Source organism: Aequorivita viscosa (assembly GCF_900106795.1).
GTDB lineage: Bacteria > Bacteroidota > Bacteroidia > Flavobacteriales > Flavobacteriaceae > Aequorivita > Aequorivita viscosa.
Genome location: NZ_FNNS01000018.1, coordinates 1 through 14,117 on the forward strand (window position 1 = coordinate 1; position 14,117 = coordinate 14,117).

Annotated in this window: 11 protein-coding genes; 1 reads left to right on the top strand and 10 read right to left on the bottom strand. The window is 36.6% G+C overall.

All coding sequences use genetic code 11. The features are described from left to right. The coding region (locus BLW28_RS10800) for a transposase (RefSeq protein WP_143036869.1) at positions 1-264 on the top strand (264 nt) is incomplete at its 5' end. A 70-nt stretch (positions 265-334) separates the two neighbouring features. Here BLW28_RS10800 and BLW28_RS10805 read toward each other — a convergent pair. The 10 genes from BLW28_RS10805 to BLW28_RS10850 form a co-directional block, all read right to left on the bottom strand. Then, positions 335-2,377 (bottom strand): DUF349 domain-containing protein, encoded by a 2,043-nt coding sequence (locus BLW28_RS10805; protein WP_073218711.1) that lies wholly within the window; start codon positions 2,375-2,377, stop codon positions 335-337. Positions 2,378-2,474: 97 nt separating this feature from the next. Next, positions 2,475-3,206 (bottom strand): shikimate dehydrogenase family protein, encoded by a 732-nt coding sequence (locus BLW28_RS10810; RefSeq protein ID WP_073218714.1) that lies wholly within the window; start codon positions 3,204-3,206, stop codon positions 2,475-2,477. Further along, complete coding sequence (locus BLW28_RS10815) at positions 3,199-4,221, bottom strand: DUF368 domain-containing protein (RefSeq protein ID WP_073218716.1); 1,023 nt, start codon at positions 4,219-4,221, stop codon at positions 3,199-3,201. Before BLW28_RS10815 ends, BLW28_RS10810 begins: the two co-directional genes overlap by 8 nt. Positions 4,222-4,263: 42 nt before the next feature. Then, on the bottom strand, positions 4,264-5,253 hold the full coding sequence (locus BLW28_RS10820; protein WP_073218719.1) for a DUF368 domain-containing protein: 990 nt from the start codon (positions 5,251-5,253) through the stop codon (positions 4,264-4,266). A gap of 33 nt (positions 5,254-5,286) precedes the next feature. Beyond that, the gene (locus BLW28_RS10825; protein WP_073218721.1) at positions 5,287-6,687 is read right to left on the bottom strand and encodes a tetratricopeptide repeat protein; all 1,401 of its coding nucleotides are present in this window, start codon (positions 6,685-6,687) and stop codon (positions 5,287-5,289) included. A 143-nt stretch (positions 6,688-6,830) separates the two neighbouring features. Then, positions 6,831-8,015 carry an aspartate aminotransferase family protein gene (locus BLW28_RS10830; RefSeq protein ID WP_073218724.1) on the bottom strand — a complete coding sequence of 395 codons (1,185 nt, stop codon included), beginning with the start codon at positions 8,013-8,015 and terminating at the stop codon, positions 6,831-6,833. Between the two features lie 111 nt (positions 8,016-8,126). Next, the gene (locus BLW28_RS10835; protein ID WP_073218727.1) at positions 8,127-9,854 is read right to left on the bottom strand and encodes an OstA-like protein; all 1,728 of its coding nucleotides are present in this window, start codon (positions 9,852-9,854) and stop codon (positions 8,127-8,129) included. A gap of 129 nt (positions 9,855-9,983) precedes the next feature. Further along, positions 9,984-11,258 carry an adenylosuccinate synthase gene (locus tag BLW28_RS10840; protein WP_073218729.1) on the bottom strand — a complete coding sequence of 425 codons (1,275 nt, stop codon included), beginning with the start codon at positions 11,256-11,258 and terminating at the stop codon, positions 9,984-9,986. Between the two features lie 4 nt (positions 11,259-11,262). Further along, positions 11,263-11,739, bottom strand: coding sequence for a Fur family transcriptional regulator (locus BLW28_RS10845; RefSeq protein WP_073218732.1), 477 nt, complete (start codon positions 11,737-11,739; stop codon positions 11,263-11,265). Between the two features lie 27 nt (positions 11,740-11,766). Beyond that, positions 11,767-13,971 (bottom strand): RelA/SpoT family protein, encoded by a 2,205-nt coding sequence (locus BLW28_RS10850; RefSeq protein ID WP_073218734.1) that lies wholly within the window; start codon positions 13,969-13,971, stop codon positions 11,767-11,769. Positions 13,972-14,117 lie beyond the last annotated feature (146 nt).

The following is a 14,117-nucleotide window of genomic DNA, read 5'->3' on the forward strand; positions in this document are numbered from 1 at the left end:
AACTGGGAAGAGCTCACGGTGTTCTATGAGTTCCCTCTGGAGATCAGGAAGATTATCTATACCACAAACCTTATCGAGAACCTGAACGGGAAAATAAGAAAGTACACCAAGAACAAACTTTCTTTCCCAACAGACGATGCCGTAATGAAATCCGTATATTTGTCTGTACGCGAAGCAACCAAAAAATGGACAATGCCTATCAGGAACTGGGGCATCATTTTAAATCAGTTCCTAACGATCTATGAAAAAAGGGTCAGACTTTAAAAAGTCTAACCCCTGTTATTTTAAACTTACACACTTAGCGGGATAGTGTCGATTATAAATTTCTAGATTCTTATTTTTCCTGTCGAACTTCTTTAATTTTTGACAGTTTTGCTTTCCAAACTTCCAATTGTTCTTTGTGGCGAGCTATGTTGTTATGAACTTCTTTTACCATAGGATTATTTTCATCAACGTGATGGAAAAAGCCCAAATTGTTTTCTAATTGACGGATTTCATCTTTTGTTTCGTCTATTTTCTTAGAAATAAAGAAATGTTCGTTCTGAAGCTTGCGTTCGTCATCACGATTTACAAGTGTATTCAGCTTATTGTCAAATTTTATTAATTCGGTTTCCTTTTTTCCTAAATCCAATTTCGTGAAAAGACCATCTAACGTTTTATTGAATTTTTGCTCTATAAAACGCTTATTGTACGGCACGCGACCAACTTCTTTCCAAGCAGCTATATATTTCTTAATAGATTTGAGGTCTTCTTTGTGATCTCCGCTTAATTCAAAGCTGGATATTTTATCTAGCATTGCTTGTTTAGATTCATAATTACCGACTTCTTCTTTATTCGCTTCGTTTTTTTGTGCGTGAACACGGTCAAAATAATGATTACATGCTTTTTTAAATTGCTTCCATATTTTGTCACTGTCTTTACGAGGTACGTGACCGATTTTTTTCCAATCGTCTTGAATTTTCTTCATAAGGGCAGTAACGGTTTCAAAATCGTCACTGTCTTTGTTTTCCTCTGCAATTTTAATAAGCTCTCGCTTCTTCTCTAGATTGGTAAATTGCTCCTTCTTTTGATTTTTATAGAAGCTGTTTTTTTGACGATTAAAGTTGCCGGTAGCATCTTTAAATGCTTTCCATATTTCCTTATTGTTACTGCGCGGAACTCTTCCTGTATTAAAAAATCCATCTCTAAGCTCTTGCACCTTTTTAATAGCTTGTTGCCATCCTTGATGACTAGGTTTCGCTGTTTCAGTTGTTTCTTTTATGCCTTCAATAAATTGCTTTTTCTTTTCGTAATTGGCTTGGAATTCTTTTTCCATTTCAGCCATTTGCTCTTGTCGTTTGTCGTGGATAACCTTAGTTGCTTCGCTAAATTTATCCCAAACTTCGTCTCGATATTCTTTTGCAACCGGGCCAATTTCCTCTTTCCACATTTTATGAAGCATTTGCAATTCGCGGAAAGCTTTATTTATGTCTGCTTCTTGGGCTAGTTCTTCTGCACGGGTAATTAGTTTTAATTTAGCATCCAAATTGTGTTTGAAATCTAGATCACGGAATTCGCGATTTAAATGAAGAAAATCGTAGAAGTTTTCAACGTGGTGGTGATAGGTGTTCCAAACAGTATTGTACTTGTCCCTAGGAATTGCACCCGCCAAATGCCATTTTTCTTGAATATCTTTAAAGTGTTTGTAGGTGGTATTAATGTTTTCTTCGGCACTCAAAAGGCTTTTTAATTCTTCAATTAACTCCCATCGTTTGTTAAGGTTTCCTTGAAGATCTTTTTTGAGGTTTTTGTAATGATTATTTCGCTTCTCCTTATAATCAAAATACAGCGAGTTGAATTCTTTTTTTAATGGTGTAGTATAATGGAAATCGATAATGTTTCCACCTTCGGCAAGAAATTCCTCTTTTTTCTGCTCGAGTTCTTCGTTAAATTTATTGTTGAATTCAGACCGAATTTCCTCTGCATCATGTTTGATGTCCTGAATTTTCTGGGTTTTAAGCAGATTTTCAAACTCCGCGATCAATTCTTTTTTAGAGAGTGTTGAGTAGTCCTTTTGAGCCTTTTCTTCTTTATCGTCGTCAGATTCGTCATCCTCAGACGAGATTACTTCTTCTTCGTCTTCATCTTCGTTGTCGTCATCATTTTCAGAAGATACAGCTGCACTGTTCGCTTCATCCTTGATACCCTTTTTTTCTTCTAACTCTAAGGCCGTAGGGGTTTTAGATGAAGGGTTTGTTTCGGAGCTGCCAGACTCGATCGATTCCTGTGTCTTTTCAGTGGTTACAGTATTTTCTGGAGTAACTTGAGATTCTTGATTGACTTCGGTGGAAGGAATTACTTTTTCATTTTCTTCCGGAGACGCTTGTTCGTTGGACATTTGTTTCAATGTTGAGGTTCGTGTTCTGTTTTATAAGTTGGTCAATATACTAACAACCGCTGAATTGACAAAGCATCAAGCTACTTTTTGTTGGTTGTTACAAATTCCATATTTTCCATGCTTTTTCCGCCTGCGACTCTAGCATTGCTAGTCCATTAGATGTTCTTGCACCCCAAATTTTTCCTCGCTTTAAAAACTGTGTTTCTGAAGGATTATAAATTAGATCGAACAACAAATGGTTTTTGGTGATGAACTGATAGGGAATAGGGGGAGCGGCATTAATATCTGGAGAGGTGCCAAGAGGGGTACAGTTGATGATTAAAAGGTGTTTTTCAATTAATGTTTGATTTAAATCGGAATAATTTAATGAATTTGAACCATTAGAGCGACTCACAAATTTATATTCAAAACCTAACTTATCTAATGCAAAAGCAATGGCTTTTGAAGCGCCACCCGTTCCTAAAATAAGTGCTGTTTTTTGTTGAAGCGGTAAAAACTTATTGAGGGAATCTTGAAATCCAAAATAATCACTGTTGTAGCCAATGAGTTTATTGTTTTTTAAAACCTTAATGACGTTGACAGCTCCTATTGCTTTCGCCGTTTCATCGAGTTCATCTAAATACGGAATTACTTTTTCTTTATACGGGATTGTAACATTTAAACCGCCTAGCTTGGTGTTTTCTGAAATTATATCTGAAAAACTTTCTATAGTTGAAATATCAAAGTTCTCGTATGTATGCGGCAACCCTTGTTTTTCAAATTTTTCGGTGAAATACGATTTTGAAAACGAGTAAATAATATCTTTTCCTATTAATCCAAATTTAGCCATTTACTTTTCGTTTATAATTGTCGTACCAATCGAGGCTCAGCACAATTAAAATTCCTACTACTATAAAAACCAACGCTAAAAAAGTTTCTGTATCGAATTCGGTAGGAAATTGGCGATTATAACTTTTTATTATAGATCTTCCTTTAGAGTCTGAAATGATTTGTCCAGCAACATCAGTTTTGTAAATTACTTCTTTCCAAGGCCAAACCACGCCCAAAGAACCTGAAATAAAACCTATAATTACTGCATACGTAGCTTTTTTGAATCGTTTTAAAACATAGGCTAGGAGGTGAGAGAGCGAAACCAATCCAACTAAAGAGCCCAACGAGAAAACGGCTAATATTTTTAAGAGTTCAATGCGTTCTGTATTGTGAATCCAACTAAAATCCCATTGTACAATATTTGCAAAAGTATCAAAAAGCGCGTTTACGGAATCGACTAGCAATAAAACATAGTTGCCTATAAGAATTAAAATAAATGAACCTGAAAGTCCGGGCAGGGTCATTCCCGACACACTGATAATACCACAAAAGAAAACGAAAAGGAGATTACTGTTTTCCTTTGCAGGTTCTAAAAAACTTATGGCTACACCAACAATAATTCCCATTAATAGGTATGCAATGTATTTTCTGTTCCATTCCCCGAAGTCTTTGGCTATAAAGTATATAGATCCTATAATCATTCCGAAAAACGTGCTCCATACATAGAGTTGATAGTGGACAATTAGGTAATCCAAAACTTTAGAAACACTGAAATAGCTAATTACCATTCCTAAAATTAGAAGTGCGAGAAACTGCCCATTTGTGTAACGATAAAAGCTTTTAAACCGACCATTGAAAAGGAGTTTAAAAGCTTTTTTATTGATTTTTTGTAGGGAGTAGATAAATTCTTCGTAAAAGCCTGCCACAAAAGCAACCACACCTCCTGAAATTCCAGGCACTTTATTGGCCGCACCCATCCCGAGTCCTTTTAGGACTAACCAAACTTTATCGGAAAGTGAACGATTTTCGTACATTTCAAGACTCGAGCATTGATGTTACCTTATATTGGTTTGCGATTATGATTTATCTAAATTAACTCCAGTTTCTTTTTTATTTGCGAACAATTCTAAAAGAAAGATGGTTAGAAATCCAACGAGAGCAAAAGCAATTGCTAAAATTATTTGAGGTTCACCGTCAAAATTCTGTGGTAAAATACTTCTTTCAATAAATGGAATATTCTCTCCATCGTGATTTATCCGATATTGAAGCACTTCTTTCCAGGGCCAAATTTTGTTTAAGGCGCCAATCATAAACCCAGTTAAAACCGCCAATGTTGTGTCTTTATGATGCTTAAACATCCAATTTAATGCGTTCGAGAATATTTTAAGTCCGAATATAGCACCAACCCCAAAGATTAAAAGTTTTCCAAGCGCTTCAGACAACAATGAACCGTCCATAGTTGTAATGCCGTCGCCAAATTGGGTAATAATGCCAATTACCCCTGTATACGCACCTAGAAGTAATAGAATAAAAGCACCAGAAATACCTGGGAGAATCATCGCAATAATAGCTATAAACCCTGCAAGGAATAAAAACCATAAACTGTCTGGAGACCCTACGGGGTCGGCAATAGTAATCATATATGATGCAACTGAAGCAATGATAAGCGCTAAGACAATAGAAAGTCGCCAGCGAGATATTTGCTTGCCTACATAAAGAATACTTGCTATTACAAGGCCAAAGAAAAATGACCATACCATTACGGGATATTCAGCTAATAGCCAAGTAATTAATTTAGCGAGTGAGATGATACTAATAAAAACTCCAGAAAATAAGGCTAGAAGAAAAGATAAATTGTAGGCATTCCAAGCTTTTAAAAAACCTTCTTTTTTCCAAATTTTAAAAATTCCGAAATCAAGTTTATGAATAGTTTCAATTAGCTCTTCGTAAATACCTGAAATAAAGGCTATAGTTCCTCCCGAGACACCAGGAACCACATCGGCAGCACCCATTGCAAGACCTTTTGCGGTAATTACTAAATATTGAAGAAAATTTCTTTGAGGCATAATTTTTTATGATAAACCCCAAAAGTAAACAATTTAAAGAGATGGGTTTTTGTGCTGTGCTATTATTTGTTTCACCTTTTTCATTCGGAACACAAGTGGGAAGATTTCCTCGATAATCATTAAATATTCGGGTTCAGAATTTAGCGCATTTTTTAAATAAAATTCACCTTTAGATCCTTCACGAAGCGAAAAGTAAAGCCCTGATAATCGGTATTCAATTTCTGCATTTCTAGGGTAGAATTCTAATGCTTGATTAAAGTTGTTAACCGCGGCTTCGTATTCACCTAAATTGGTAAGAATATCTCCTCTGGTTAACCAAGATTCTAATTCGTAGTTGCCTAACTCTAATGCTTTTCTATATCCTACTTCGGCCTCTTCAAAATGCTTTAGGCGGTTATTTATTTTTGCGTATCGTTTCCAATAAGCTACATTTTCGGCATCTATACTTATTGCTTTTTCGATGTAATAAAGCGCTTTTTGGTACTGTTGGCTTTTAAAATAAAAATCGGTAATTGCAATCCAACCTTTGTCTAAAAGCCCATCTTCTTCAACACATTTGGTGTAAAATTGAAGCGCCAGTTCTGTGTTTCCTAATTTTTCATAACTTTTACCAATGCGAAGAAATGCATAAGAGGTTGGGTCGTCAAGACCTAAAGTGATCGAGTAGCTTTCGATGGCTTCTTCATATCGTTTCAATTTTTCTAAAACCCTTCCTTTTTCAAGGTACGCCCCAATAAAACTATCGTCACTGATAATTGCAAAATCATAAGCTGCGAGTGCCTTTTTATACTCTTTTAATTTGTAGTACTGTTTTCCTAACTGAAGCCAAGCAATACCACAATAAGGATTGTTGTCTAAATATTCGGTTAGGTATTCAATCGCCTCTTCGTACTGTTCTAAATATTCAAAGCAATAAATTACGTTGAATAAAGCGGAATAATCTTCCAGATCTTCTTCTAAACAGCGTATAAAAAATAGTTTTGCGTGCTCAAAATCATCCATAAACAAATATTCCATTCCCATTAAAGAAAGGACATCTGCTGGATCATTGGTTATTTTTAATGCTTCTTCAAGTAGTCTAACCGCTTCTTCATGATTATCCCTTCTTGAAAAAATATTGGCTTTTTGAATATAAATTTCTTCGTTACTTTGTTCCAGTTGAGCTAATACATCTAAAAGCTCTTCGGCTAATTCTAGCTTGTTTTCGAAAATGTACATTTCGATGAGATACAGCTTCAAATTAATAGAAGTAGGATGTTGCTCTAAGCCAAGTTTCGTAGCTTTTTTAGCGAGTGCAATTTTACCATTTTCAAGGTAATGATGCACTATTTCTTCAAATTCTTCTGAATCGAAAAAGAGGACGCTATTCGTCTTCAACATCGACTCAAATCTAGCTAGGGAGAAGTTGGAATGCTCGTCTGGACTTAATTGCATAGTGCACGGTTTAACGGTTTCTTCTGTATTTAAAGATAATAATGAAAAGGGGAAATCAATAGTTATGCCGTGTTTATTGTTAACGGACTTATCAACATTCTTAAAAAGGGGAGTGTGCTTAAAAACAGCAAGTTAATACTGTTTTATTGATTCTCCAAACCATTCAAAACTTTTAACAGTATCTCACATCCTGCTTCAATTTCGGAAGTTGTTATTGTTAGTGGTGGAGTAATTCGCAAGGCACGACCTTCAAAAAGCAACCAAAATAGGATTAATCCGTGTTCCTTACAACTCAGAATTACTTGCGTTGCCACTTCTGGCGAATCTAATATAGCAGCTAGCATTAAGCCTTTTCCGCGTACTTCTTTGATTTTGGGGTGTTTGAGTAATTTTCTAAAAAGCTGTTCTTTCTCTAGTGTTTGTTCTATTATATCAGTTTCGGTTAACTCCTGAAGGGTAGCTAAAGCAGCCGAAGCGATTACCGGATTGCCTCCAAAAGTGGTAATATGACCTAATTTTGGATTGTCTTGAAGCAGTGTCATAACTTCACGTGAAGCTGTAAAAGCTCCAATTGGCATTCCGCTAGCCATCCCTTTTCCCATAACCAAAATATCGGGAACAATACCGAAATGTTCAAAGGCGAATAGTTTTCCAGTCCGTCCAAATCCGGGTTGTATTTCATCAAGAATTAATAGTGTTCCCGTTTCATCACAACGTTTGCGGACTTTTAATAAATAATCATTTTCAGATTGAATAAAACCTGCGCCACCTTGAATGGTTTCCAGAATAACGGCAGCTGTATTGGTTGTTATTTGCGATAAATCACTTTCGTTATTAAAAGTAATAGGAAAACAATCTGGCACCAATGGTTTAAAAGCGTTTTTTCTTTCCTCAAAACCCATCACGCTCATAGAACCCATAGTGTTTCCATGATAGGCATTAACCGCATAAAGTATTTCACTTCGTCCCGTGGCGCGACGTGAAAGTTTTAAAGAGCCTTCGATAGCTTCGGTACCGCTATTTACCAAATATGTGGTGTTTAATTGCTCCGGAAGGTTTTCAGAAAGTAATTTTGTTAAAGCAACAGCTGGTTGTTGGATGTATTCTCCATAAACCATAACGTGCAGGTATTTATCGACTTGATTTTTTATAGCCGAAATAACTCGTGGATGGCAATGCCCTAAGGTGCAAGCTGAAACTCCTGCCACAAAATCTAAATGCTTTCCGCCGGAAGTATCGTAAATATAACTGCCGTTAGCATGCGAAATTTCCACAGCCAATGGATGTGGGGTTGTTTGTGCTTGGTATTTAAAAAAATCGTCTTTCATTCTATTCCGAAGATATGGTATAGCAAAGCTAAAGTGTACTATTAAATCTTTCTTGTGTAACTGACAAAAACATTGAATATTGTTGTTCGAAACTATGGAATCATCACTTTTTTATTCCGTTGCTTTTTGTTCCGTCTCACTTTCTTGAGTTTCGGGTTTTGGGTCGCTAGGTCGAGCTTGAAGGTCTTTTGGAGAAAGTTTTGATTCCTTCGGTAAATTGATCTCGTCGTCTGGGACTTCTTCAAAAAACTCGCCTTCGTCTTTTGGCAATGGAATTCCGGTTATTTTTGGAAGTTTAGGTTTCGGCTTTCCCTTAAATAGGTCTTCAACTGAAAATAAACGTTCATCACCGCGCCAGTTAAATCCTGGTAAAAGTCGTGCATTCTCAGGAAGCATAGAAGGTGGATAAACCTTGCCAGTTGCTTTTTTAATAAATCGAACGCCCGTAATTTGCTGGTCCTCGAGATACATCTGGATTGAGCTGGAAACCGTATTGTCTATACCTATTAATTCCTCTTTATCGTTTCTAGAGTAGTAAATAACTTGAGTGTTTTTATTGATGTTTACAGTATCTAATTCATTATTGGTGAAAAGGCCAATGAGTCGTTCTCCTTTAACTTGATTGAAGCCCATGCTGTCTTTTTGAATTAAGAACGCATTGTTAAACACCTTTAAAGTATCTAGTTTGTCTGTAAGCGTATCTGAAATAAGATGGATCGTGTCTCCAGTCATTTGATTTTCTCCACTCCATAAAACAGGATTTCGAAGGAGCTTTGTAATCCCTCTTTTTTCATCTACATAAATAGAGTCGCATTTACCGCTCATTGGTTCAGCCTTTAATTTGCCAGGCTTGAACATCCGAGCTTTGTAAAACCCTTTGAGAATTCGGTTATCGGGTTTTCCTGTTATTTGAAGCGTGTCTGCGTGAACATAAATGGAGTCGTTATCTTGAACAGTAATAGCAACCGCTCGTTTTGTGATAAAAACGGAGTCTTTTGCGCGGAAGACTTCGGCATAATGCCCCCGAACCACACTTTTATTCATAGTGTCCAACACTTTAATATTATTGGTTGCGGATGCAAAACTTTTGTTTCGATCAAAGAAGATGCTGTCACCGTATAGGGTGCGGTTTTCGTAATCTATTTTAGAGTTTTTAACAAAGTAACCTGTGTCGCCACGTGTATCGTAGTAACCTCTTTCGCAATACACCGTGCTTGATTCACTAACGATAGTAGAAGGACCATAAAGATATGCAGCTCCTGATTCTGAAAAAAAATCTAATTGATTGCTATTAACAGTATATTTTGGATTTACAATCTTTACGTCTGAAAGAAATTGATACTTTTTGCTTTCGGCAAAATATCTTCCAGATTTACTCGTCAAAACACTTGCTGTGTCGCGAACTGTTCCGCCAGAGCGATAATAAGCTTGCTGTTTTACTCGGTCAAAATAAATGGTGTCTGATTCAAGTGTGGTTTTAGGTTCGGTTAAAACCACGTCTCCACTGGCGAAGGCAAATTGAGTGTTACCGTTGTATTCAGCGTATTTGCTGCGTAACGAAATAGTATCGCCTTGCGTTAAACGAACATCTCCGTACGCTTTTACAAAATTGTTTTTTATGTAGACAAAAGCTTGATCGCACCACATTTCAATGCCTTCGTGAACGATATAAACCTGTCCGGTTTCATCTTTTGTGTAAATGGCAGCATCGGGAAAATCAGGACGACGCTCTAAATAACCTGATTGAATGTCGACCTTTTCTTTTTCTTGAGCATAAATACCTGATCCAAAAATGAATAGGATGAGAAAAAAAAGATTGTGTAATGAAATTGCTTTCAAATAGGTCGCTTTTTAAATTCGCTATATACCTACAAGGTTTTGGAAACCTTGCAGGATGTTTTTGAAACCTTGCAGGGTGTTTTTGAAACCTTGTAGAATACTTTTAAAACTTTACAGAAAAACGAAATCTTAGTTCCTGTGTATGGTTTGTTTTCGGTCTGGGCCTACAGAAACAATTTTGATTGGAACTTCCAATTCTTTTTCAAGAAATTCGATATAGTCGTTTAACGCTTTTGGAAGCTGTGAGGCTTGGTCCATTCCCGTTAAATCTTCTTTCCAGCCCTTCATTTCAGTATAAACAGGGGTGACGTTTTCTGGTTCGATATTAAAAGGTAAGTGATGAATGGTTTCACCTTTATAATTGTAACCAGTACAGATTTTTAGGGTATCGAAACCACTTAAAACATCTGCTTTCATCATAATTAACTGAGTAACCCCATTTACCTGAACGGCATATCGTAAAGCTACTAAATCTAACCAACCACAGCGTCTTGGCCTGCCTGTAACTGCTCCAAATTCTCTTCCAACTTTGGCCATTCTTTCACCAACTTCGTCAAAAAGTTCAGTAGGGAAGGGGCCACTACCAACCCTGGTAGTATATGCTTTAAAAATTCCGAAGGCTTCTTTTACCTTGTTTGGAGGTACGCCTAAGCCTGTACATGCACCAGCGGCAGTAGTATTTGATGAGGTTACAAACGGATAGGTTCCAAAATCGATATCCAATAAAGAACCTTGAGCTCCTTCGGCTAGGATTGTTTTTCCTTCCTTTTGGGCTTGGTGTATATACTCTTCACTGTCGATAAAGCGAAGTTTTTTTAAGGTTTCGACAGCTGCAAAAAACTCAGCCTCAAGATCGGCTAAATCGTATTGCACATCTACATCGTGAAAAGCAATCAAGGCTTCGTGTTTATCGGCCAAAGCTCGATATTTATCTTGCCAATTATCAAGTTCTAAATCGCCAACACGAATTCCATTTCTCCCCGTTTTGTCCATATATGTTGGGCCAATTCCTTTTAAGGTTGAACCAATTTTGGCCTTTCCTTTAGAGGCTTCGGAAGCAGCGTCTAATAACCTGTGTGTGGGTAAAATAAGATGTGCTTTTCTAGAAATAAATAGATTTTTGACGTAATCTATTTTGTATTTGTCTAATCCTTCCAATTCTTTCACAAAAACAACGGGATCTATTACAACACCGTTACCGATAAGATTTATGGAATCTGTATGAAATATTCCTGAAGGAATTGTTCTTAGAACGTGTTTAATGCCGTCAAATTCCAACGTATGTCCTGCATTTGGACCGCCCTGGAAACGTGCGATAATATTGTAGTTTTTTGTGAGTACGTCGACAATTTTTCCTTTGCCTTCGTCTCCCCATTGCAATCCAAGTAGTAAGTCAACTGCCATAATATTATTTATGATTGTTCCCGTCTGTGTTGGTGTCGGGAGTTTTTTTGGTTCCGTAGAAATATAGAGAATGTGCTTTTATATCAATATTAAATATCTCTTCAATAGTTTTTTGAATAGAGTAAATACGTGGGTCGCAAAATTCAATAACTTCTCCATCTGAAAGAATTATGTGGTCGTGGTTACTATCGAAATAAGATTTTTCATACAGCGCTTGATTTTGCCCAAACTGATGTTTTCGAACTAAGCCGCATTCTAAAAGCAATTCTATTGTATTGTATAGCGTGGCACGGCTAACGCGGTAATTTTTATTCTTCATATTTATGTACAGCGACTCAATATCAAAATGGTCGTCGTGGTCATAGATTTCCTGAAGGATAGCAAATCGTTCTGGCGTTTTACGGTGGCCTTTTTCTCCGAGAAAATCTGTAAAAACATTTTTTACGATTTCCTGATTCGATATTTCGGTTTTTGAACTCATATTTACGGCTGCAAAGTTACTTAAATTTTAGACTCTAGTTACTTTATCGATTCCGTTTATTTTTCGGATGTTTTCGGCTAAATTATTGAGGATGGTTTTATTCTTTACTATTACCACAATTTTTCCAGTGAATACACCGTCATTACTATCAAAGTGAACGCTTTTCATATCAATATGAAGGTTTCCAGAGATAACTTTTGTCACCTCATTTACTAAACCGATGGTGTCGATTCCGCTAATGTTTAAAATGGCTTTAAATTCTCTTTGTGTAGAATCAATCCACTTTGCAGGCATAATTCGATAGCTATAGTTACTTTGAAGCTGTATAGCGTTCGGGCAGTTGGTTTTATGAACCTTTATGCCTTCGTTTACTGTTACAAAGCCAAACACGTCGTCGCCAGGAATGGGGTTGCAACAGTTAGCCATTTTATAGTCAAGTTTATCCTCATCTTTCCCAAAGACTAACTGGTCGAGTTTTTCAGTTATTTCGTCTTTGTGGATGTCTTCAGGCTTGTCTGGCTTTCTAATTCGGTTTTTAAAGAAACTTATAAAAGCATTGCTCCTAGATGAAGCAAATTCTTTCAGCTTTTGATTATCAATAATACCAGCACCAATGCGATAGAACAAATCTAAACTTGTTTTTACCTTAAAATAAACTACCATTTGATTGATGGTATTTTCGTCTAGATTTATTTTTAATGACTTTAGTTTTCTTTTTAGAATTTCTTTTCCGTCTTCTGCTATTTGTTTTTTCTCGTCTTTAAGTGAAGTTTTTATTTTAGATCTTGCCCTACCGGTTGTAGCGTAATTTAACCAGTTGGAGGTTGGTCTAGAATTTTCGGAAGTAATAACTTCTACTTGATCACCGCTTTTAAGCTCGTGACTTAGCGGAACTAATTTACCATTTACTCTTGTTCCACGAGTGTGCATTCCTATTTCGGTGTGTATGTGAAACGCAAAATCTAATGCCGTTGCACCTTTTGGAAGGGAATATAAATCTCCTTTGGGTGAAAAGACGAATATTTCTTTGGCGTATAAGTTTAATTTGAACTCTTCCACGAAATCCACAGCACTTAAGTCTGAGTTTTCGAGTGTTTCTTGTAACTTATTTAGCCAACTTTCAAGTCCGGCTTCTTCCTTTTCTTTGTTTTTATATTTGTAATGTGCTGCGAAACCTTTTTCAGCGATTTCGTTCATTCTTTGACTTCTTATTTGAACTTCTACCCATCTACCTTTTGGTCCCATTACCGTTATGTGAAGCGCTTCGTACCCAGTAGATTTAGGTGAAGAAATCCAATCTCGGAGTCGAATAGGATTTGGACGAAAATGGTCTGTAACAATAGAATATATCTTCCAAGCAAAGAATTTTTCGTTTTCAGGAGTGCTTTCGTAAATAATCCTTACGGCAAATTTGTCGTAAACCTCATCAAAAGTCACATTTTGCGCGAGCATTTTTTTTCGAATGGAGAAAATAGACTTAGGTCGGCCTTTGATTTCGTATTTAAAATCTTCGGCATCTAAAGATTCTTTTATTACATTATTAAAAGCTTCAATATAGGCATCTTGCTCTTCTTTGCTTTCTTTGATTCTGCCCAGAATGTCGGCATATACATCGGGTTCTGTAAATTTGAGCCCCATATCCTCCAACTCAGACTTTATGTTGTAAAGGCCAATGCGGTGGGCTAGGGGAGCGTATATATAAAGTGTTTCTGAAGCAATTTTTTGTTGCTTATGCGACGGCATGGAATCCATAGTCTGCATATTGTGCAGTCGATCCGCAATTTTTATTATAATTACACGAACATCTTCGCTTAATGTAAGAAGCATTTTCCGAAAGTTTTCGGCCTGCATCGAGACATCTTCAGACATTGATATGTTAGCAATTTTTGTTAACCCGTCAACAATTCGTGCTACGGTACTTCCAAACAAGCGTTCAATATCGTTTAAAGTGTAATCGGTATCTTCAACAACATCGTGTAAAAGTGCTGCAGCGATAGAAGTAGCGTCTAAACCAATCTCGGAAGCAACAATTTTAGCAACGGCTATTGGGTGGAAAATATACGCTTCGCCACTCTTGCGACGTTGTTCCTTGTGTGCATCGACGGCGAGGTCAAAAGCACTGCGTATCAGTTTTTTATCCTCGCTGGATAAAGTACGATAACTAATCTTTAATAACTGCTTATATTGTTTAGCAATTTCTTTGTTTTCTTTTTCTATGGCGGCTTCTGTCATAACCTAAAAGTACAGATAAGAATTTTAATTAACAAGAAATTTAAAGGTGTTGGTTGAAGTTAAATTATAGGCATGAAAAATGAATTGAACTGAATTCAAATAGAATTATAAACGTTAGGTTAATAGTAAAACAACAAAAAACTGAC

Bases quoted from the DNA above. Each gene is read 5' to 3' on its own strand.
- BLW28_RS10810 (WP_073218714.1), bottom strand. From the start codon at position 3,206: ATGGCTAAATTTGGATTAATAGGAAAAGATATTATTTACTCGTTTTCA.
- BLW28_RS10845 (WP_073218732.1), bottom strand. From the start codon at position 11,739: ATGAGTTCAAAAACCGAAATATCGAATCAGGAAATCGTAAAAAATGTT.
- BLW28_RS10815 (WP_073218716.1), bottom strand. From the start codon at position 4,221: ATGTACGAAAATCGTTCACTTTCCGATAAAGTTTGGTTAGTCCTAAAA.
- BLW28_RS10850 (WP_073218734.1), bottom strand. From the start codon at position 13,971: ATGACAGAAGCCGCCATAGAAAAAGAAAACAAAGAAATTGCTAAACAA.
- BLW28_RS10820 (WP_073218719.1), bottom strand. From the start codon at position 5,253: ATGCCTCAAAGAAATTTTCTTCAATATTTAGTAATTACCGCAAAAGGT.
- BLW28_RS10840 (WP_073218729.1), bottom strand. From the start codon at position 11,258: ATGGCAGTTGACTTACTACTTGGATTGCAATGGGGAGACGAAGGCAAA.
- BLW28_RS10825 (WP_073218721.1), bottom strand. From the start codon at position 6,687: ATGCAATTAAGTCCAGACGAGCATTCCAACTTCTCCCTAGCTAGATTT.
- BLW28_RS10830 (WP_073218724.1), bottom strand. From the start codon at position 8,015: ATGAAAGACGATTTTTTTAAATACCAAGCACAAACAACCCCACATCCA.
- BLW28_RS10805 (WP_073218711.1), bottom strand. From the start codon at position 2,377: ATGTCCAACGAACAAGCGTCTCCGGAAGAAAATGAAAAAGTAATTCCT.